General features: G+C 28.9%; 15 protein-coding genes and 1 other annotated feature. Of the genes, 2 read left to right on the top strand and 13 right to left on the bottom strand.

Features of this window, described 5'->3' with window-relative positions:
* Positions 1 to 198: 198 nt before the first annotated feature.
* The 8 genes from ABCM86_RS09310 to ABCM86_RS09275 all read right to left on the bottom strand — a co-directional run bounded on the left by ABCM86_RS09310 (position 199) and on the right by ABCM86_RS09275 (position 11,037).
* Complete coding sequence (locus ABCM86_RS09310) at positions 199 to 2,868, bottom strand: valine--tRNA ligase (RefSeq protein ID WP_195930312.1); 2,670 nt, start codon at positions 2,866 to 2,868, stop codon at positions 199 to 201.
* Positions 2,869 to 3,019: 151 nt separating this feature from the next.
* Positions 3,020 to 3,247, bottom strand: a binding site (T-box leader).
* Between the two features lie 88 nt (positions 3,248 to 3,335).
* Complete coding sequence (gene gdhA, locus ABCM86_RS09305) at positions 3,336 to 4,685, bottom strand: NADP-specific glutamate dehydrogenase (RefSeq protein WP_295675734.1); 1,350 nt, start codon at positions 4,683 to 4,685, stop codon at positions 3,336 to 3,338.
* 282 nt (positions 4,686 to 4,967) lie between these two features.
* On the bottom strand, positions 4,968 to 6,320 hold the full coding sequence (gene gdhA / locus ABCM86_RS09300) for an NADP-specific glutamate dehydrogenase (RefSeq protein WP_343003887.1): 1,353 nt from the start codon (positions 6,318 to 6,320) through the stop codon (positions 4,968 to 4,970).
* A gap of 436 nt (positions 6,321 to 6,756) precedes the next feature.
* On the bottom strand, positions 6,757 to 7,413 hold the full coding sequence (gene phoU, locus ABCM86_RS09295) for a phosphate signaling complex protein PhoU (protein ID WP_195930318.1): 657 nt from the start codon (positions 7,411 to 7,413) through the stop codon (positions 6,757 to 6,759).
* A gap of 197 nt (positions 7,414 to 7,610) precedes the next feature.
* Entirely contained in the window at positions 7,611 to 9,389 is a 1,779-nt protein-coding gene (gene pepF / locus ABCM86_RS09290; RefSeq protein WP_343003886.1) for an oligoendopeptidase F, read from the bottom strand.
* Between the two features lie 131 nt (positions 9,390 to 9,520).
* Complete coding sequence (locus ABCM86_RS09285; protein ID WP_243269637.1) at positions 9,521 to 10,150, bottom strand: MgtC/SapB family protein; 630 nt, start codon at positions 10,148 to 10,150, stop codon at positions 9,521 to 9,523.
* Positions 10,151 to 10,318: 168 nt separating this feature from the next.
* Complete coding sequence (locus tag ABCM86_RS09280) at positions 10,319 to 10,480, bottom strand: aspartyl-phosphate phosphatase Spo0E family protein (RefSeq protein WP_295763387.1); 162 nt, start codon at positions 10,478 to 10,480, stop codon at positions 10,319 to 10,321.
* A 35-nt stretch (positions 10,481 to 10,515) separates the two neighbouring features.
* Positions 10,516 to 11,037 (bottom strand): Gx transporter family protein, encoded by a 522-nt coding sequence (locus ABCM86_RS09275; RefSeq protein WP_295763390.1) that lies wholly within the window; start codon positions 11,035 to 11,037, stop codon positions 10,516 to 10,518.
* 313 nt (positions 11,038 to 11,350) lie between these two features.
* On the opposite strand from ABCM86_RS09275, the gene ABCM86_RS09270 reads away from it, so the two are divergent.
* Together ABCM86_RS09270 and feoB are read left to right on the top strand one after the other, a co-directional pair.
* Complete coding sequence (locus ABCM86_RS09270) at positions 11,351 to 11,569, top strand: ferrous iron transport protein A (RefSeq protein WP_195929639.1); 219 nt, start codon at positions 11,351 to 11,353, stop codon at positions 11,567 to 11,569.
* 14 nt (positions 11,570 to 11,583) lie between these two features.
* Positions 11,584 to 13,497, top strand: a complete 1,914-nt coding sequence (gene feoB / locus ABCM86_RS09265) for a ferrous iron transport protein B (RefSeq protein ID WP_295763393.1) — start codon at positions 11,584 to 11,586, stop codon at positions 13,495 to 13,497.
* 56 nt (positions 13,498 to 13,553) lie between these two features.
* Here the strand turns inward: feoB and ABCM86_RS09260 are convergent, their stop codons facing one another.
* The 5 genes from ABCM86_RS09260 to ABCM86_RS09240 form a co-directional block, all read right to left on the bottom strand.
* Positions 13,554 to 14,642 carry a trypsin-like peptidase domain-containing protein gene (locus ABCM86_RS09260; protein ID WP_195929637.1) on the bottom strand — a complete coding sequence of 363 codons (1,089 nt, stop codon included), beginning with the start codon at positions 14,640 to 14,642 and terminating at the stop codon, positions 13,554 to 13,556.
* 232 nt (positions 14,643 to 14,874) lie between these two features.
* The gene (locus tag ABCM86_RS09255; protein WP_343003885.1) at positions 14,875 to 16,221 is read right to left on the bottom strand and encodes a glucose-6-phosphate isomerase; all 1,347 of its coding nucleotides are present in this window, start codon (positions 16,219 to 16,221) and stop codon (positions 14,875 to 14,877) included.
* Positions 16,222 to 16,534: 313 nt separating this feature from the next.
* Positions 16,535 to 18,163: a Na/Pi cotransporter family protein gene (locus ABCM86_RS09250; protein WP_343003884.1), complete on the bottom strand. Its 1,629-nt coding sequence runs from the start codon at positions 18,161 to 18,163 to the stop codon at positions 16,535 to 16,537.
* A gap of 213 nt (positions 18,164 to 18,376) precedes the next feature.
* Positions 18,377 to 19,975 (bottom strand): NAD(P)/FAD-dependent oxidoreductase, encoded by a 1,599-nt coding sequence (locus ABCM86_RS09245; RefSeq protein WP_343003883.1) that lies wholly within the window; start codon positions 19,973 to 19,975, stop codon positions 18,377 to 18,379.
* Between the two features lie 91 nt (positions 19,976 to 20,066).
* Entirely contained in the window at positions 20,067 to 20,444 is a 378-nt protein-coding gene (locus ABCM86_RS09240) for a hypothetical protein (protein WP_195929633.1), read from the bottom strand.
* Positions 20,445 to 20,450: the final 6 nt, after the last annotated feature.

The raw sequence follows: 20,450 nt of genomic DNA, 5'->3' as shown, positions 1-20,450 counted from the left end.
TAATGTATAAGTATTAATTAATTTATACTTATTACTTAAAATTGACTTTCATAAATACCAATGATAATTACCATAATTTACAAATAATTTGTACCAATACTATTATTATAGTACTTTGTATTTTTTCTAACAACAAAAAAAGGAGCATCCAAAATAAATATGCTATTTTGGAATACTCCTTTTAATTTAGTTTTTTAATTATTTTATTTTAGCTTCTATGCTTTCTAATCTTTCTAATACTGATTTAAGCATTTCTTCATATTTTTCTTTTTTAGCTTTTTCTTCGTTAACTAATTTTTCTGGAGCCTTAGCTAAGAAGCCTTGGTTAGATAATTTTCCGTTAACTCTTTTTATTTCGCCTTCTATTTTAGCTTTTTCTTTATTTAACCTATCTAATTCTTTGCTGAAGTCTACTAATTCATCAAGTGGTATAAATATTTTAGCACCTTCTATAACAACACTTACAGCATCTTCTGGTATATTTTCTTCAGTCATTTGTATTTGAACTTCTGAAGCAGATGCTAATGTTACGAAGTAATCTTTACCAGCTTCTATAGCAGATAATTTTTCTTCAGTTGGTATTATTATAACTTTAGCTTTCTTTGATGGTGGAACATCCATTTCAGCTCTTGCGTTTCTTATGTTTCTTATACCTTCCATTGCAAGTTCCATCATAGCTTCATCTTCAGCCATATTGTCTTCTTCTTTGTAGTGTGGCCATTCAGAAACCATTATACTGCCTTCTACTGTTGGTAGACAAGTGTAGATTTCTTCTGTTATGAATGGCATATATGGATGTAATAATTTAAGTATTTTTTCTAATACGTAAGTTAATACATATAAAGCAGTTTGTTTAGCTTCTTTGTCTTCACCATATAATCTTGGTTTAACTATTTCTATATACCAGTCACAGAATTCAGACCAAGCAAAGTCTTCAACTTTTGTAGCTGCTATACCTAAATCGAATTTATCCATGTTTTCTGTAACTTCTTTAGCTACTCTATTAGCTCTAGATATTATCCATTTGTCTGCTAATGTGAAGTTAGCTTCTACAGATTCTCTTGTTACTCCGTTCATTATTTCATCATCTATGTTCATGAATATGAATCTTGATGCATTCCATAATTTATTTGCGAAGTTTCTTGATGCTTCAACTCTTTCGAAGTAGAATCTCATATCATTTCCTGGAGAGTTTCCTGTTATTAACATGAATCTTAATGCATCTGCACCGTATTCATCTATAACTTCTAATGGGTTTATACCATTTCCAAGAGATTTACTCATTTTTCTACCTTGAGAGTCTCTAACTAATCCATGTATTAAAACATGTTCGAATGGAGTTTCATTCATGCAGAACATACCTGCAAATGCCATTCTTACAACCCAGAAGAATATTATATCGTATCCTGTAACAAGTACATTTGTTGGATAGTAGTATTCTAATTCTTCAGTATTGTGTGGCCAACCTAATGTTGAGAATGGCCATAAAGCAGATGAGAACCAAGTATCTAATACGTCTTCATCTTGTTTAAATTCACCGCATCCACATTTTTCACAGCTGTGTGGAGCTTCTTTAGCAACTACTACATCGCCACATTCTTGACAGTAGTATGCTGGTATTTGGTGACCCCACCATAACTGTCTAGATATACACCAGTCTCTGATGTTTTCTAACCATTGTAGGTAAGTTCCTGTTCCATATCTTTCTGGAACGAATTTTAAATCTCCGTTTTTTAATATATCTATAGCAGGTTTTGCTAATTCATCCATTTTAACGAACCATTGTTCAGATAATCTTGGTTCAACAACTGTATGACATCTGTAGCAAGTACCAACAGCATGTGGATGAGGAACTATTTTGATTAAGAATCCTTGTTCTTCTAAATCTTTTATAAGTTCTTTTCTACATTCGTATCTGTCCATTCCTGCGTATTTTCCGCAAAGTTCGTTCATAGAACCATCTTCGTTCATTACGTTGATTTGTTCTAAGTTATGTCTTTGACCAACACCGAAGTCATTAGGGTCGTGAGCTGGAGTCATTTTAACAACACCAGTACCGAATTCCATATCAACATAGTCATCAGCAACTATTGGAAGTTCTCTTCCTACTATTGGAAGTATTACAGTTTTACCAACTATGTCTTTGTATCTTTCATCATCTGGGTTAACAGCTATACCAGTATCCCCTAACATTGTTTCAGGTCTAGTAGTAGCTACTTCTAAGAATTGGTCGCTATCTTTTAGATAGTATTTTATGTGATAGAAGTTACCGTCTTTTTCTTCGTGTTCTACTTCTGCATCTGATAAAGTAGTTTTACAATCTGGACACCAGTTTATTATTCTGTTTCCTCTGTATATATGACCTTTTTCATATAATTTTACGAAGAACTCAGTAACAGCTTCATTACAACCTTGATCCATTGTGAATCTTTCTCTGTCCCAGTCACAAGAAGAACCTAATTGTTTCATTTGGTCAACTATAACTCTACCGTACTCATCTTTCCAGTCCATAGCTCTTTTTAAGAATTCTTCTCTTCCTAATTCGTACTTAGATTTTCCTTCTTCTTTTCTTATTTTTTCAACAACTTTAACTTCAGTTGCTATAGAAGCATGGTCAGTTCCTGGTTGCCATAATGCTTCATATCCATCCATACGTTTCCATCTTATAAGAACATCTTGTAAAGTATGGTCAAGTGCATGACCCATGTGAAGTTGTCCTGTTATATTTGGTGGTGGTAAAACTATACAGAATGGTTTTTTGTCTGGATTTGGGCTTGATTTGAAGTAACCTTTATCCATCCACTCTTGATATAATCTTTGTTCAAAGTCTTTTGGATTATAAGTTTTTGATAAATTTGCTTTAGTCATCCTTTTCCTCCTTAAAATTTTATATTAAAGTTCTTTTAACTCTTTTTGCATAATTTGATAATTATTTTCGTTTAAACCAATATTTTTATTAAAATATTAATATAAATGAAATAAATTAAGATGATTTCAATAAAAAAGAGCTTTCCATCCATCTAAGGACGAAAAGCTCGCGTTACCACCTTAATTTTAAGATATAATTATAAAAATAATATCTTAACTCTCAATAGATTTAACGATTCTCACCGTCTAAACTTACTACTATTTCAGTTTAGAGACTCCAAAGCTACATTCTGTAAATCTTATCTAGAAAAATCTTTCAGCAGTTGATTTTCCTCTCTGTTAGCAGTCTTTACATACTCCTCTTTTTCTCAGTCTTTATTTATTAATAATTAATTTTTATTATATCTAATATACTTTATTATTGTCAATCCAAATTTTTTTATACGTTAATATACTACAAATTTGAATTAAACTAATCCTTGTGCCACTATAGCATCTGCAACTTTTATGAATCCTGCTATATTAGCACCTACAACATAATTTCCTTCAAATCCATATTCTTTAGCTGCATCTCTTGAGTTCTTGAATATATTAACCATTATATCGTGTAATTTTTGATCAACTTCTTCAAAACTCCAAGATAATCTCATACTATTTTGGCTCATTTCTAATGCTGAAGTAGCAACCCCACCTGCATTAGCTGCTTTTGCTGGTGCTACTAATACACCTTTTTCTAAGAAATATTCTACAGCTTCGTTAGTACAAGGCATGTTTGCACCTTCACCTACTGCGAATGTTCCATTTTCAACTAATAATTTAGCATCTTCTAAATCTATATCATTTTGAGTTGCACAAGGTAATACTACATCTGCTTTAACAGACCATACTCCTCTTCCTTCAAAGTATTTAGCAGATGGTCTTCTCTCTGCATATTCTTTTATTCTTTTTCTTTCAACTTCTTTTATTTGTTGTATTAATTCTACATCTATACCATTTTCATCTACTATGTATCCGTTAGAATCACTCATAGCGACTACTTTTGCACCCAATAATTGAGCTTTTTGAACTGCATATATTGCAACATTTCCAGAACCAGATACAACTACTCTTTTTCCTTCTATAGTTTTTCCTGATTCTTTTAACATTTCTTCAACAAAATAAATTAAACCATATCCTGTTGCTTCAGTTCTTGCTAGAGAACCTCCGAAAGTTAGACCTTTTCCTGTTAAAACTCCTTGGTCATTTGCATTTCTTATTTTTTTATATTGACCATATAAATATCCTATTTCTCTACCTCCAACACCTATATCTCCTGCTGGAACATCTGTGTTTGGTCCTATGTGTCTATATAATTCTGTCATAAAGCTTTGGCAGAATCTCATTATTTCTCTGTCTGATTTTCCTTTTGGATCGAAATCAGAACCACCTTTTCCTCCGCCTATTGGAAGACCTGTTAATGAGTTTTTGAATATTTGCTCAAACCCTAAGAATTTTACTATACTTAAGTTTACTGATGGATGGAATCTAAGACCACCTTTGTATGGTCCTATTGCAGAGTTAAATTGTACTCTAAACCCTCTATTTATTTGGATTTCTCCTTTGTCATCTATCCAAGGAACCCTAAACATAATTTGTCTTTCTGGTTCTACTAAACGATCTAATATTTTTTCATCTACATATGTTGGATTTTTTTCTAATACAGGAACTAATGAAGTTAATACTTCCTCAACAGTTTGATGGAATTCTCCTTGTCCTGGATTTTTTGCTTTTACATCTTCTATAACTTGTTCAACTATTTGTTTTACGTTCTTTTCCATATTAATATCTCCTTTTGCCCTTTTGATTAGTCTTTTTATTATTTATATATTATACATATTTTGGAATATAAATTACAGTATATTATGAAAATTTATACATATTTTTTTGTTTTTATATCAAAAATGTATTTTCTTTTGGATTTTATATGTTAATTGTTTTATTTTAGGTCCAAAATCATAATAATTGTATTTATATCTTTATTTATTTTTTTACACAAATAAATAAGAGTTATAAAATAGATACATTACTGCACTATCTTATAACTCTCATTTTTATTTATATTAAACTATGCCTTGTGCCATCATAGCATCTGCGACTTTTATAAATCCTGCTATATTAGCACCAACTAAATAATTTCCTTCAAATCCATATTCTTTAGCTGCATCTCTTGTATTTTTAAATATATTTACCATTATACCATGTAGTTTTTCGTCAACTTCTTCAAAACTCCAAGATAATCTCATACTATTTTGACTCATTTCTAATGCTGAAGTTGCAACCCCACCTGCATTAGCTGCTTTAGATGGGGCTAGTAATATCCCTTTTTCCAAGAAATATTGTTCAGCTTCATTAGTACAAGGCATATTCGCACCTTCACCTACTGCAAATGTTCCATTTTCAACAATTATCTTAGCATCCTCTAAGTCTATTTCATTTTGAGTTGCACAAGGTATAACTACATCAGCTTTCACTGTCCATATACCTTTATTTCCTTCAAAGTATTTTGCTGATGATTTTCTAATAGCATATTCTTTTATTCTCTTTCTTTCAATTTCTTTAATTTGTTGTATAAGTGGTAAGTCTATTCCATCTTCATCAAATATATATCCAGAAGAATCGCACATAGCAACTACTTTTGCACCTAATTCTTGTGCTTTTTTAACTGCATATATTGCTACATTTCCTGCTCCAGATATAACTACAGTTTGACCTTTTATAGTCTTTCCTGCTTCTTTTAACATTTCTTCAACAAAGTAGATTATACCAAATCCAGTTGCTTGAGTTCTTGCTAAAGAACCACCATAAGTTAGACCTTTTCCTGTTAATACGCCTTGGTCATTTGCATTTCTAAGTCTCTTATATTGACCATATAAATAACCTATTTCTCTACCTCCAACACCTATATCTCCTGCTGGAACATCTACATTTGGACCTATATGTCTATATAATTCTGTCATAAAACTTTGGCAAAATCTCATTATTTCATTATCTGATTTTCCTTTTGGGTCAAAGTCAGAACCACCTTTTCCTCCTCCTATTGGAAGACCTGTCAATGAGTTTTTAAATATTTGTTCAAATCCTAAAAACTTGATAATACTTAAATTAACAGATGGATGGAATCTAAGACCACCTTTATATGGTCCTATTGCAGAATTAAATTGTACTCTAAATCCTCTATTAACTTGTATTTCTCCCTTATCATCTACCCAAGGTACTCTAAACATAATTTGTCTTTCTGGTTCTACTAAACGATCTAAAATTTTTGCATCAATGTAAGCTGGATTTTTTTCTAATACAGGAATTAATGAAGTTAATACTTCCTCGATAGTTTGATGGAATTCGTTTTGTCCTGGGTTTTTAACCTCAACATCTTTAATCACTTTCTCAACAATGTTTTTAACGTTACTTTCCATTAAATCTTCACCTCTTGTATTTTTTAACATATTCTTACTTTGATAAATCATTAAAATATTTTTTGTCTAAATACTTTTATATATATTTTTTATATTTACATTGTACACTCTTTGTTAATAATTTTTCAATATATACATGTTATTTTTTACCATTTAGCTGTTTTTACCTTGTTTTTTCAGCTATTTCCGTTGTTTTCTTAATTTTTAAGCCATTTGTATAACTTTTATTGTTAATAAAATACTTAACCATTTTTCTATGTAAGAAAATTACTAAAACTAAATACTTGTCTCATTGAAGTTTATTTATATAAATTATATTTATTCATAGTTTTACAATAAATATAATTTTATATATAAAAAAAGAACTTACATTAAATCACTTAATGTAAGTTCTTTTTTTATAAAGTTGATAAATATTATATACTAGTTGAAATATTTATCCTATTTCAACCATAGTCCCCTTCTTCGCATATATTATTTTTTCACATATATTTGTTATATGATCTCCTATTCGCTCTAAGTATCGACCTATAAATAGAAGTCTTACTCCTTGACTAATATTACTCTCCGGATCCCTATACATAACCTTTAATGAATCTTCTCTTATTTTAGAATATAGTTTATCTAACTCTCTATCTGTTAATGCAATTTGATATGCTAATTCGTCATCTTCATTTAGGAATGCTTCGTTTAAAGCTTCAAGCATTTTTGAACACATTTCAGACATCCTAGGTATATCGATTAACTCTTTTATATATTCATTTTCTCCTATTGCTACAATTTCTTTGCATATATTTACTGCATAATCGCCTATTCTTTCTAGCTCAGTAGATATATCAGATAAAACGTATATATATCTTAAGTCCTTAATCATTGGATGTTTTGAAGCCATTAATTCTACACTTCTATCTCTTATGTACTCTCTAAGTAGGTCAATATCATCATCATTTTCCATTATTCTCTTAGCTTGTTCTAAATTTCTATTAACCATACTTTCAACAGATAATAATACTGCCTCTTGACACTTTTTTATCATTCCTGAAGTATACTCTTTTAGAGTTTCTATACTTAAAACTATATCTTCATTCGTCATAATAATACTAACTCCTTTGCTCTTAGATTAAAATTTAATTAAAAATAGATTTTTAATCTCTGCCAAGTAAATTTTTAGTTTGCCTAATAATTAATCTATTAATATAATTATAACTTATAATTGTTTATTTTTATAGTTTAGTGGGAATTATATTCATTTAACTATGATGAAAAAATATAATCCCCAGAAAAATTTCTTTATAATTCTTTTTCTAATTCATCAACTAAATCTGCAAATACACTTAGTGCTTCGTCTACTGATTCTTTTTTATGCATATCTACACCTGCTGCTTTTAATTGATTTAGAGGATAGTCCGAACCTCCACTTTTTAAGAATTCTTTATATCGATTAACAGCACTTTCACCTTCTTCAAGTATTTGTTTACTTAAAGCACTTGCTGCTGAGAATCCAGTTGCATATTTATAAACATAGAAGTTTGAATAGAAGTGAGGTATTCTCGCCCATTCAAGCCCTATTTGCTTGTCCACAACACAAGAGTTTCCGTAGTATTTTTCATTTAATTTGTAGTATATATCTGTAAATCCTTCTGCTGTTAGTGGCTCTCCACTTTCAACTGTTTCATGTGTTATTTTTTCAAATTCAGCAAACATAGTTTGTCTATAAACTGTTGTTCTAAATTGTTCTAAGTAGTAATTTAATAGATATATTTTTTCTTCTTTTGAAGTTGATTTTTTAAGTAAATAATTTATTAGAAGTAATTCATTTAATGTTGATGCAACTTCTGCAACAAATATTTTATATGATGAATATAAATAATCTTGTGTCGATTTTGAGTAAGTACTGTGCATAGAGTGACCTAATTCATGAATTAATGTAAATAATGAATTTAAGTCATCATGATAATTCATCAGTATGTATGATTTTGAATCATAGCATCCCCATGAATAAGCTCCACCTTGTTTACCTTCATTTTCATAAACATCTATCCATCCATTTTCAAATGCATCTTTTATGTGAGAAAGATATTCTTCTCCTAATGGTTTTAATGCTTCTAATATGATTTCTTTTGCTTCATCATATGTAATTTTCATATCAAAGTCACCTGTTAAAGGTACATATAAATCATACATATGAATATCATCTAAACCTAAGAATTTCTTTTTAAGGTCTATATATTTATCTAGTGCAGGTATACTTTCACTTACTGATTTTATTAAGTTTTCGTATACATCTACGCTTATATTATCTGCAAATAAAGAACCTTGTAATGCACTTTCATATTTTCTTATTTTTGCATAGAATATTTCTGATTTAACACCACCATAAAGAGTTGATGCAAATGTATTTCTATATTGTTCATAAACTGAATATAAACCTTCAAATGCGTCTTTTCTCACTCTTCTATCTTTGCTCTTTAAGAATAAAGAGAAGTTTGCATGAGTTAATCTTACTTTTTTGCCTTCTTCATCTTCTATTTCTGGGAATTTCATATCAGCATAAGACATCATATCATATACATTTTCAGGTACAGCAGTTAAATCAGATGCCGCTGCTAATATTTCTTCTTCTGTTTCGCTTAAAGTATGAGGTTTTACTCTTAAAATTTCGTCTATATATTTTTTGTAAAACGCCAATTTTTCATCTTGTAGATATTCATTTAACTTTGATTCATCCATGCTTATTATTTCTGGAACCATATATGAAGTTGCCATAGATAATTCTGTAGATAACATATCTATTTTTGTAGCCTTACCTTGATTTTCATTTATTCTAGTGTCTTCATGGCTTTTCATATGAGTATATACATATAATTTTTCAAGTATTCTATCTGCTTCTTCTGAAGTATGTAATGCTTCATATAGGTTTGATTTTGATTCTGATAATTTTCCTTTATAAGTTACAACCTTTTCTACTAATTCTTTTACTTTTTCTATGTCTTTATTTAAGTCTGATTCACTTGGGTACATTTCGTCTATAGTCCATTTGAATTGACTTTCTATCTTTTGTCTTTCCATTTTTCGTCTCCTTTCAAATTCGGCATTATCTATTTATATTTTACCTAATTTACCATATTTTAATCTAATGTTTTATTAGTGCTGTTTTAATTATAATAATATAATATTTCCCAAAAATTAATATTTATATTTTATTTGTCATAAAAATATAAATCCAAAACGCCAGCTACATCTCTTATTCTTCTTTCAATCTCTTCTATTCTTATTCTTCTATCATAACTAATATGATATTGTGCTGTCCAAATTTGACTTCCTTTACTGTTAACATCAAAGTTTTTTATACTAATTTTGCATTCTTTTAAAATTGCAAATGTCGCTGTTATAGCTTCTAAACTGGATATTGTAACGTATATATTACAAACTTCCTTTTTAAAAAATAATTTATCAATTCTCTTTAATGATAATAATGTAATCATCTCTAATACCCATGCACTAATTCCTAAAATATATTGACCATATCCTATAGCAATTCCTATACATGCTGTAGCCCAAATTCCAGCAGCAGTAGTCAACCCTGTTATTCCGCTAGAGTTTTTTAATATTGCACCAGCACCTATAAACCCTATCCCAGACAGTACTTGTGCAGGAAGCCTGGCAGGGTCCATATTGCTATATGAACTATACGATATAAACAGTTGCACAGCAGTTATAGATGTAATACAAGATCCTATTGCAACAAGTATATGTGTTCTAAATCCTGCAAATTGATTAGACCTCTCTCTTTCTAATCCAGTAAGACCGCCTATAATTAAGCAAATCAACAATCGTATAATAATTTCCTTCTCGTTGATAAGATCCCCTCCCCTATTTAATCAATATTGTATTTATAATTTATGTTAATAAATTTCTTACTACTATTGTATTTCTTATCAATCAAAAATTTACATATATAAATCTTTTTATAAAATAAATAACCCACATCTTGTGGGTTATTTGCTCAAATGTATATATTTATTTATTAAAATATCTATTTGTTTACTTGCTTCAGTTAATTCTTCTTCAAATATCTCAGGATATTGTATATACGTATTTATTTGTTGTCTTACTTCCTCAATTTCTTTTTTTATCATTTCCAATTCATTGTTTTCCATATTATCACCACTAACATTTAAATTTTAATTACTTATTATTGACGCATATTAATAAAAGAATCTTTTATTCTATCCATTTTAGAATAACAAAATTGCGACACTATACCAACAAAAAGTCCGGTAACTAAAGATGTTGCCAACATAAAAGGTAAATATGTTATCATCAAAAAGTTTTCAACTAAAATACTAGCCACTAATAATTGCCCCATATTATGTGCTATTGCCCCTGCAATACTTACACCAATTACTGAAAATCCTTTGATTTTATTTACTAAAAACATCACTATTAAACTTAAATACGCCCCTCCTATGCTAAATAATAAATATGACATTGGACCAGCAAAAATTGATGATAGAATAACTCTAACAGTTACAATTATAAAAGTTTCCTTAAAACCAAAAATTAATAATGAAACTAAAGTTATGATATTAGTCAAACCCAATTTTGCCCCTGGAAAAAATACTATAAATGGGTTTGGAATATATGTTTCTAGTATATATAATATTAAACTATATCCAACCATTAGCCCTAAAAAAACCATCTTCTTTGTTTTCATAAAATTTTATCTCCAAATTTCCATATCATCTAAAAATATATATTCAATCGCCTAATAAATTATGAATTATAGCGAACTTTTAATATTCTTAATAATTATTTCTTTATATATTATATATAATACAATATTTTTCAAAAAATCTCCAGTTTTTGTCTATTTTTAATATAAATTATAGAAAAAACTCATATTTAAATTTACTATATATTTTCATTTTTTACCCCTATAGCATAACTTGACTTTTTACACCATAAAAATTATTATATATATATAGTATTTTTACTATGATAATGAATTTCATTAGGAGGTATTAATGATGACTGTTTACGATTTGGAGGTTGGCCAAAAAGCTACAATTGATAGCATAAGCGGTGATATTAGGCTAGCAAAAAGACTATTCGCCTTGGGATGTATAAGTGGCACTGAAATATCAGTAAAAAAAGTCGCTCCTTTTGGTGATCCTATGGTTATTAACTTTAGAGGACTAGATTTAGCACTTAGAAAAAATGATGCTAAAAACATTACAGTAAAGTAAAGGAGTGATCTATTTTGATTAACGTTGCCTTATTTGGAAACCCAAATGTAGGGAAAACTACTATTTTTAACTTACTTACTGGTTCTAATCAGTATGTAGGAAACTGGCCAGGAGTTACAATTGAAAAAAAGGAAGGTTATTTAAATAAAGATATTAAAATTGTCGACTTACCTGGAATTTATGCAATGGATACTTTCTCAAACGAAGAAAAAGTATCTAAATCTTTTTTAGAAAATGAAGATGTTGATGTTATATTAAATATTGTTGATGCATCTAACTTATCTAGAAACTTATATTTAACTACACAACTTATGAAGTATAATAAACCTATTATATTACTTCTAAACATGCTTGATTTAGCAGATTCAAAAGATATTAAAATTGATTATGATAAATTGGCAGATGAATTAGGAATACAAATTGTTCCTATAATAGCAAAAAAGAAAAGCGGAACAGAAAATATAGAACAAGTTATTAGAAATTCCGTAAACTTAAAAACAAATTATATAGAGGACTTTGGTAATGAAAGTCAAACATATAAAAAAATAGATTCGATATTAGATAGATGTACTATTGATAATTCTAAAAATAAAAAAACAATTACCGATAAAATTGATAATATTGTCTTAAATCCAATTTTAGCTTATCCAATATTTATCGGAATTTTATTTTTACTATTTAGATTTACATTTGATTGGGTTGGTGGACCACTACAGGATTTATCTACTGAATTAATAGAAAATTATATTATTGCACCTGTCGATGGACTTTTAGTTCATTCTAGTGCTTGGTTTAGATCATTGATTGTCGATGGTATTTTAGGTTCTTTAGGTGGTACATTACCATTCTTCCCATTAATCTTTGTTTTATTCTTAGGAATTTCACTATTTGAAGATAGTGGATATATGTCTAGAGCGGCATTTCTTATGGATAAAATAATGAGCAAAGTTGGTTTATCAGGTAAAGCTTTTATACCAATGGTTATGGGTATGGGATGTGCATCTCCAGCTATAATGGCGACAAGAACTTTAGAAAGTGAAAAAGATAGAAAAATAACTGCACTTATTGCTCCACTTATGACATGTGGTGCTAAATTACCTATTTACGCACTATTTATAAGAATATTCTTTAAGAAAAATGCAGCTATCGTAACTACTTCTCTATACTTATTAGGTATAGTAGTTGCAATCTTAGTAGCTTTAATTTTAAATAAAACAGTATATAAAACTGAACTAGAGCCATTTGTATTAGAACTTCCTGAATATAGAGTTCCAACTTTAAATGCTCTTTTAAAAAATGCTTGGAATAAATCAAAAGGATTCTTATACAAAGTTGTAACAGTTATGTTCTTCATGTCTGTTCTTATATGGGCAATGTCTTCATTTAACTTTGGAGGATTCACAGAAGATATAAATACTAGTTTCTTAGCTTACTTAGGTAAACTTATGACACCTATATTTGCACCATTAGGATTTGCTGATTGGAGAATATCAGTAGCATTAATAACTGGTTTAGGTGCTAAAGAAGTTGTTGTAAATACAATTTTAATTTTATTTGGTAATTTAAATTCTGGTATTGCTGTAGTATTTACTGTTGTAACAGCTTATACTTTCTTAGTTTTCTGCGCATTATATACTCCATGTATAGCTACTTTAGCTACTATGAGAAAAGAATACGGAAACAAAATGATGCTTGCTTCTCTACTATACCAATTTGGTGTAGCATGGATTGTAGGTTTCGTAGTTAACTTTGTCGGTTCATTAATAGTATTTGGAAATTCTGGCGGTGTAACTATATTACAATTTGCTTCTTTCATAATTGTAGTTATACTTACTGCTATTTTCTTAAATTACTATTCTAAAAATAATAAATTAAAATCAGTACATTGCGATTGTTCTTCATGTCCATCAAAATGTAACAATATATAAAAAAATAAACCCTATATAGGGTTTATTTTTTTGTTTAGTGACTTATAATTAATTTATTAGAATTTTACCTTTAATGTCATTTCTTTTCCATCTCTATTTATTGTAAGTGTTGCTGAATCACCTTTAGTATAGTTATATAGATTTTTTGTTAAATCAGACATAACTGATAAATTTGTACTATCTATTTTTGTTATTATATCTCCTGATTTTATACCAGCTGATTCTGCTGCTGAACCTGATACAACTTCTGCTACATATACTCCTTCATCAGTACTTAATTGTTGTTTTGAATATTGAGCATACTTTGATGCATCTGTCCCTTTTATCCCTAAAGTTACTTTTTCATAACTACCTTTTTGTATTATTGATTCTATTATTGGTTTTGCAGTGTTAATTGGTATCGCAAATCCTAAACCTTCACCTTCTGATGCTTTTGCAGTATTTATACCGATTACTTGACCACTTGAATTTAATAATGGTCCACCACTATTACCAGAGTTTATACTTGCATCTGTTTGGATTAAACCTGTCATAGTTGTTTCTGATGTTGATATTGTTCTATCTAATCCACTTATTATACCTTGTGTAACTGTTCCTGCTAAATCTAATCCATATGGATTACCTATTGCTACTGATATATCCCCTATTTGTACTTTATCACTATCACCTAATTCAGCTGCTGTAAGTCCTGTTTTATTAACTTTAACTATAGCTAAATCAAGTTGAGAATCATACCAATAAACTTCTCCATCTATTGTACTACCATCACTAAATAATACATTTACTGTTTTTGCTTGACCATCAGATATAACATGTGAATTTGTAAGTATATATCCATTTGAATCTACTATTATCCCTGTTCCTACACCTGTTGATTCAGTAGGCATAGAAAACATATTATCACTACTTAAAGTAGTTGTTGTTATACCAACTACTGAAGGTTTTGCTTTTTCACTTACAGCTTGATATACATTTGTACCTTTTTCATTACTTACTACAATTTGTGAGCTAGTTCCCTTAACTGAATTTGTTGTTCCATTTAATATTCCCGTCTTATTTACTACAACTACTGTTAGTAATGAACTTAAAATAGAACAAATTATTGCCACAATTACAACTAAACTAATACTTTTTTTCTTTGACATTGTATATTCCTCCTATATTCATAAGATTTACTTGTTCAATTAATGTTATTTATCTTATAAATAAAATTTTTAATATTTATTATCGTTTCTATGGTTTTATTATATTATCATAAACTTAATTTAAACTTAAATAAAAATAGAAATTTATATTCAAAAAAATCCAAGCAAAATTAAGTAATCATTTTGCTTGGATTTTTCTATCGTCTTAAATACTTCTATTTAAAAGTATGTATTATAATCTTTTTTCTAATTCTTCTTTTTCTTTTTCAAAACCTGGTTTTCCAAGTAATGCGAACATATTTTTCTTATATGCTTCTACACCTGGTTGGTTAAATGGATTAACTCCTAATAAGTATCCACTTACACCACAAGCTTTCATAAAGAAGTATGACATATAACCGAAGTTATATATATCTAATTTTTCTATGTTTATTATCATATTTGGAACTTGTCCATCATTATGTGCTAATACAGTTCCTTGTAAAGCTTTATGATTTACAAAATCTAACCCTTTACCTGCTAAGTAGTTTAATCCATCTAAATTAGCATTATCAAGTTCTATTGTTATATCTTTTCTAGGTTGCTCTACATTTATTACTGTTTCAAATAATATTCTTTTTCCATCTTGAACATATTGTCCCATAGAGTGTAAATCTGTTGAGAAATCTACTGCTGCTGGGAATATACCTTTTTGGTCTTTTCCTTCACTTTCTCCGTATAATTGTTTCCACCATTCATTTACATAATGTAATGCTGGTTCATAATTTACTAATAACTCTATATCTTTACCTTTTTTATGTAATATATTTCTTATTACTGCATATTGATATGCATAGTTGTCATCTATAACATCTGTAGAGAAATCTTCTCTAGCATCTGCCATACCTTTCATCATTTCATCTATGTCAAGTCCTGCTGCTGCTATTGGAAGTAGACCAACTGCTGACATTACTGAGAATCTTCCACCAATATCATCTGGGATAACAAAAGTTTCATATCCTTGTTCATCTGATAATTGTCTAAGTGCTCCTTTTTTAGCATCAGTTGTAGCATATATTCTTTTTGCTGCTTCTTCTTTTCCATATTTCTTTTCTAATAAATCTTTAAATATTCTAAATGCAATTGCAGGTTCTGTTGTAGTTCCTGATTTTGATATTACATTTACTGAAAAATCTTTGTCTTTTACTATTTCTATTAAGTCCACTAAATAAGAAGAACTTATACTATTTCCTGCAAAATAAATTTCTGGAGCTTTTCTATCTTCTTTTGATAAATTGTTTCTGAAAGAATGAGAACACATTTCTATTGCAGCTCTTGCACCTAAATAAGATCCACCTATACCTATTACTATTAATACTTCTGAGTCAGATTGTATTTTTTGTGCCGCTTTTTTTATTCTGTCAAATTCTTCTTTATCATATTCAACTGGCCAATTTACCCATCCTAAAAAATCATTTCCTAACCCTGTCTTTTCATGAATAGCGTTGTGAGCAACTGTCACATATGGTTGCATTGCATCAATTTCTGATTTATCTAAAAACCCCAATACCTTACTATAATCTAAATTTAATTTAGTCATATTAATTAATCCCTCTCTTTTTAAAGTTATTTATTATTTTAAATGATCCTTTTGCAATCACCTAAATTATACCATATATATTTAATATAAAAAATATCAAATATATATAATTATATCTAACTAAATAAATATTCGCTTGTTAAAAGCCCTATGTTTTTGTGAAAGCGTTATTTTAGAGTTCAATGTAATTACATATGATAAAATAAATTATAGTTTTTTATAAAAATATTAAAAAAATCATTCGTATGATTACATAAAAAAATGCATTAAAATATAGATCGAATCTATACTTTAATGCATTTTATTTTAATAATTAATTATCGCCTGTTTTTTGTTGAATAACTTTTTCAGCTATATTAGCTGCATGATCTGAAATTCTCTCTAAGTTACTTAAAATTTCTAGATATATGATACCATTATCTATACTACAAAGATTATTATTTAATCTTCTCATATGATTTACTCTACATGATTCTTCCATTATATCTACTTGTTCTTCCATTTTTATAACTTTACAAGCTAAATGTACATCAGAAGTAACCATAGCTTCTAATGCATAAGTATATGATGAAATAACTTTATTATACATATCGCTTATTTCATTTTGTCCTTGTTCTGAGAATGAAACTTGACCATCTATTGCTGATTGTGCTATTTCTGCTAAGTTTTCTGCATGGTCACCTATTCTCTCTATATCATTTACTGTATTGAATAATGCATCTACAGTTTCTCTATCTTCTTCACTTAATGGTGCTTTAGATAATTTTAAAAGATAATTTAATATAGTTTTTTGTAATTGATTTATTATCTTTTCTTGCTTGAAACTTTTTTCGATAGCATCAGTTGATGCTTCTAATATACCTTCCATAGCATGGTCAACACTATATCTAGCTTTTTCACCCATTCTAGATACTTCTTTTATTGTACTAGCTAAAGCTATTGGTGGAGTTTGAATCATTCTGTCATCTATATATTTGATTACTCTTGATTCATCTTCTTCTGTCTCATCATTTTTATCTGGAACAATTTTCATTGCTAATTTAACAATTAGTTTGTTACATGGTAATAATAATAAAGTTGAAACTATATTGAATATAGTATGTACATTTGCTATTTGTCTAGCTACATTATTTGGATCCATTTTAACAACTATATCTACTACGAAACGATTTAAGAATACTAAGAAAATAATTGTTCCTAATATATTAAATATTAAATGTATCATAGCTGCTCTTTTAGCATTTTTGTTTGCTCCGATACTTGATATTAATGAAGTTACACAAGTTCCTATATTTTGTCCATATAATATAGGTAAAGCTGAAGCAAGTGGAACTAATCCTTGAGATGCTAAAACAACTAACATACCCATTGCTGCTGATGAACTTTGTATTATTGCTGTTATACCAAATCCTAAAAGAAGTCCTAAGATTGGATATCTTCCGAATGTAGCTAATAAATCTGTAAATCCTTTATATTCTGCTAATGGATTTACTGCTACTTTCATAGATTCCATACCTGTAAATAGTAAACCGAAACCTATAAATACTTCTCCGACTTGTTTATATTTTTCACTTACACCAAATAAATATAGTAAAATACCTATTCCTAATGCAAGTGGAGCTAAACCAGTTAAATCAAATGATACTATTTGGGCTGTTATTGTTGTACCAATATTTGCACCCATAATTACTCCAACTGCTTGTGGAAGTCCCATAAGACCTGCATTAACAAAACCTACTACCATTACAGTTGTGGCACTAGAACTTTGTATAACTGCTGTTACTACAGCACCAAGAATTACACCCATAAAGATGTTTTTAGTTAAAAGTTCAATAATTTTTTTCATTTTAGATCCGGCTACTTTTTCTAATGATTCCCCCATTAGGTTCATACCATATAAAAATAGACCTAGACCCCCTAAAAGACTTATAACGATTTGCACTTTATTCCTCCTTAAGTAAATACATCATATTCGAATTTTAATTAAATTCATATTTAAGTACATGTTTATTTTATAATGTTGCAACTATAAACTTCAATACTTTTTTTAAGGTTTGTTAATTTCTTAATATAAACTTAACATAAGTATTACATGTATTCACACATAAACCATTTAATTTCATTTTTTCAGTGTTTTCAGATCTATTTTTTTATATTATTTCATTGAAGAATATCTTTCTATTATCTTTTCAGCACATTTTATACCATCAACAGCAGCAGTTACTATACCTCCTGCATATCCTGCTCCTTCTCCACATGGGTATAATTGTTCTAAAGTTACAGATTCTAAAGTCTCTTCATCTCTTACAATTCTTATTGGAGCTGATGATCTAGTTTCTACACCAGTTAAAACTGCATCTTTCATCGCAAATCCGTTTAATTTTTTATCTAGCTTTGGTAAAGCTTCTTTCATAGTTTCACATACGAAATCTGGTAGGCACTTTCTTAAATCTACAAAAGTATATCCAGGTTGGTATGAAGGTTTAACCTTACCTAATTTTGTTGAAACTCTATCTTCTAAGAAGTCTCCTACTAATTGAATTGGAGCATTGTAATTTCCTCCACCTAATTCAAATGCTAATCTTTCATATTTTCTTTGGAACTCAACTCCTGCTAATGGATGGTCACTTCCAAAATCAGAAGGTCTTACATTTACTAAGAATGCACTATTTGCATTTTCTTTATCTCTGGCATGTTCACTCATTCCGTTAGTAACAACTTCACCCTCTTCTGATGCTGATGCTATTACTGTTCCTCCTGGACACATACAGAATGTATATGCTGTTCTTCCGTTAGATGTATGTTCTATTAATTTATAATCTGCCGCACCTAATCTAGGATGATTATAAAATTCTTTATATTGAGATTCATTTATTAATATTTGTGGATGTTCTATTCTAGCACCTATTGCAAATGGTTTTTGGTTTATTTTTATTCCATTTTCATATAGCATTTCATAAGTATCTCTTGCACTATGTCCAATTGCTAGTATTACTACATTTGTTTCAATAACTTCTTCTCCATTAACTACTACAGATTTTATTTTTGAATCTTCCATATTAATTTGAGTTACTTTTGAATCAAATTTTACTATACCACCAAGTCTTATAATCTCTTCTCTTATATTTTTTACGACATCTTTAAGTATATCTGTTCCAACATGAGGCTTATTAGAGTATAAGATTTCATCTGGTGCACCGAAGTTTACAAATTCAGTTAATACTTTTCTACATCTTATATCTTTAATTCTTGTAGTTAATTTTCCGTCTGAGAAAGTACCCGCTCCACCTTCTCCAAATTGTACATTAGAGTTATTTTTAAATTTTCTTTCTTTCCAGAAGTTTTCTATATCTTTCGTTCTATTGTCTACATCTAATCCTCTTTCAAGCATTATAGGCATATACCCTCTTTGTGCTAAAACTAAAGCTGCAAATAATCCAGCAGGACCACTTCCGATTACAACTGGTCTATGTTTTAATTCTTGATTTCCAGATTCAACACCGATATATTCTCTTTGTTTTATTTCTACAACATCTTTTAATTTTTTATTTAGAAGTTTACTTTCATTTTTTACAATTACATCAACAGTATATACAAAGTCTATCTTTCCTCTTTTTCTTGCATCTACTGATTCTTTATATATAAAGTATTTTTGTAAATCTGATTCTTTTATTTTTAATTTTTTTAGTACACTACTTTTTATTTTTGATTTGTCGTCATCTATGCTTAATTTGATATTAGATACTCTCAGCATATAAACATCCTCCATTTCTATTTTGCAATCTATCTTTTTATATATTCATTTTCAAAAAGATAGCGAACTCTTAGAGTTCGCTTTTTATTCGTTAAAGTTTTTCACTTATAAGTCCTCTTATTACTTTCATGTTGTTGAATACTTTTTCTAAGAAGTTTTCAACCTCTTCATTGTCTAATAGAGCTATTTCTAATTCATCTTCTTGTGATATATTTTTTGATTCACAATATGATTTAGCTATATTTATTAATTCTTCTTTACTTTCAGAAGATAAATCGTATTCTTTAAAGTCTATGATTATATATTGTTTTATTTTCTCTTGGTTACCTTCGTTATAACCTATTTCTATATGGTATATAACTCCGAATAAATTTTGTGGTTCTTCAGCACCTTTATACACTGGTACTGCTGGATTTGATTTTATAAAATTAGTTGATACTGCAATAGGATTTCCTAAAGTAAAACTCATAAAAAT

It is taken from the genome of Clostridium sp. 2218st1_F5_2218SCRN_220325 (assembly GCF_039062665.1).
Lineage (GTDB): Bacteria > Bacillota > Clostridia > Peptostreptococcales > Peptostreptococcaceae > Intestinibacter.
The sequence above is the reverse complement of the archived record's forward strand: the minus strand, read 5'-3'. Positions and strand labels throughout refer to the sequence as shown.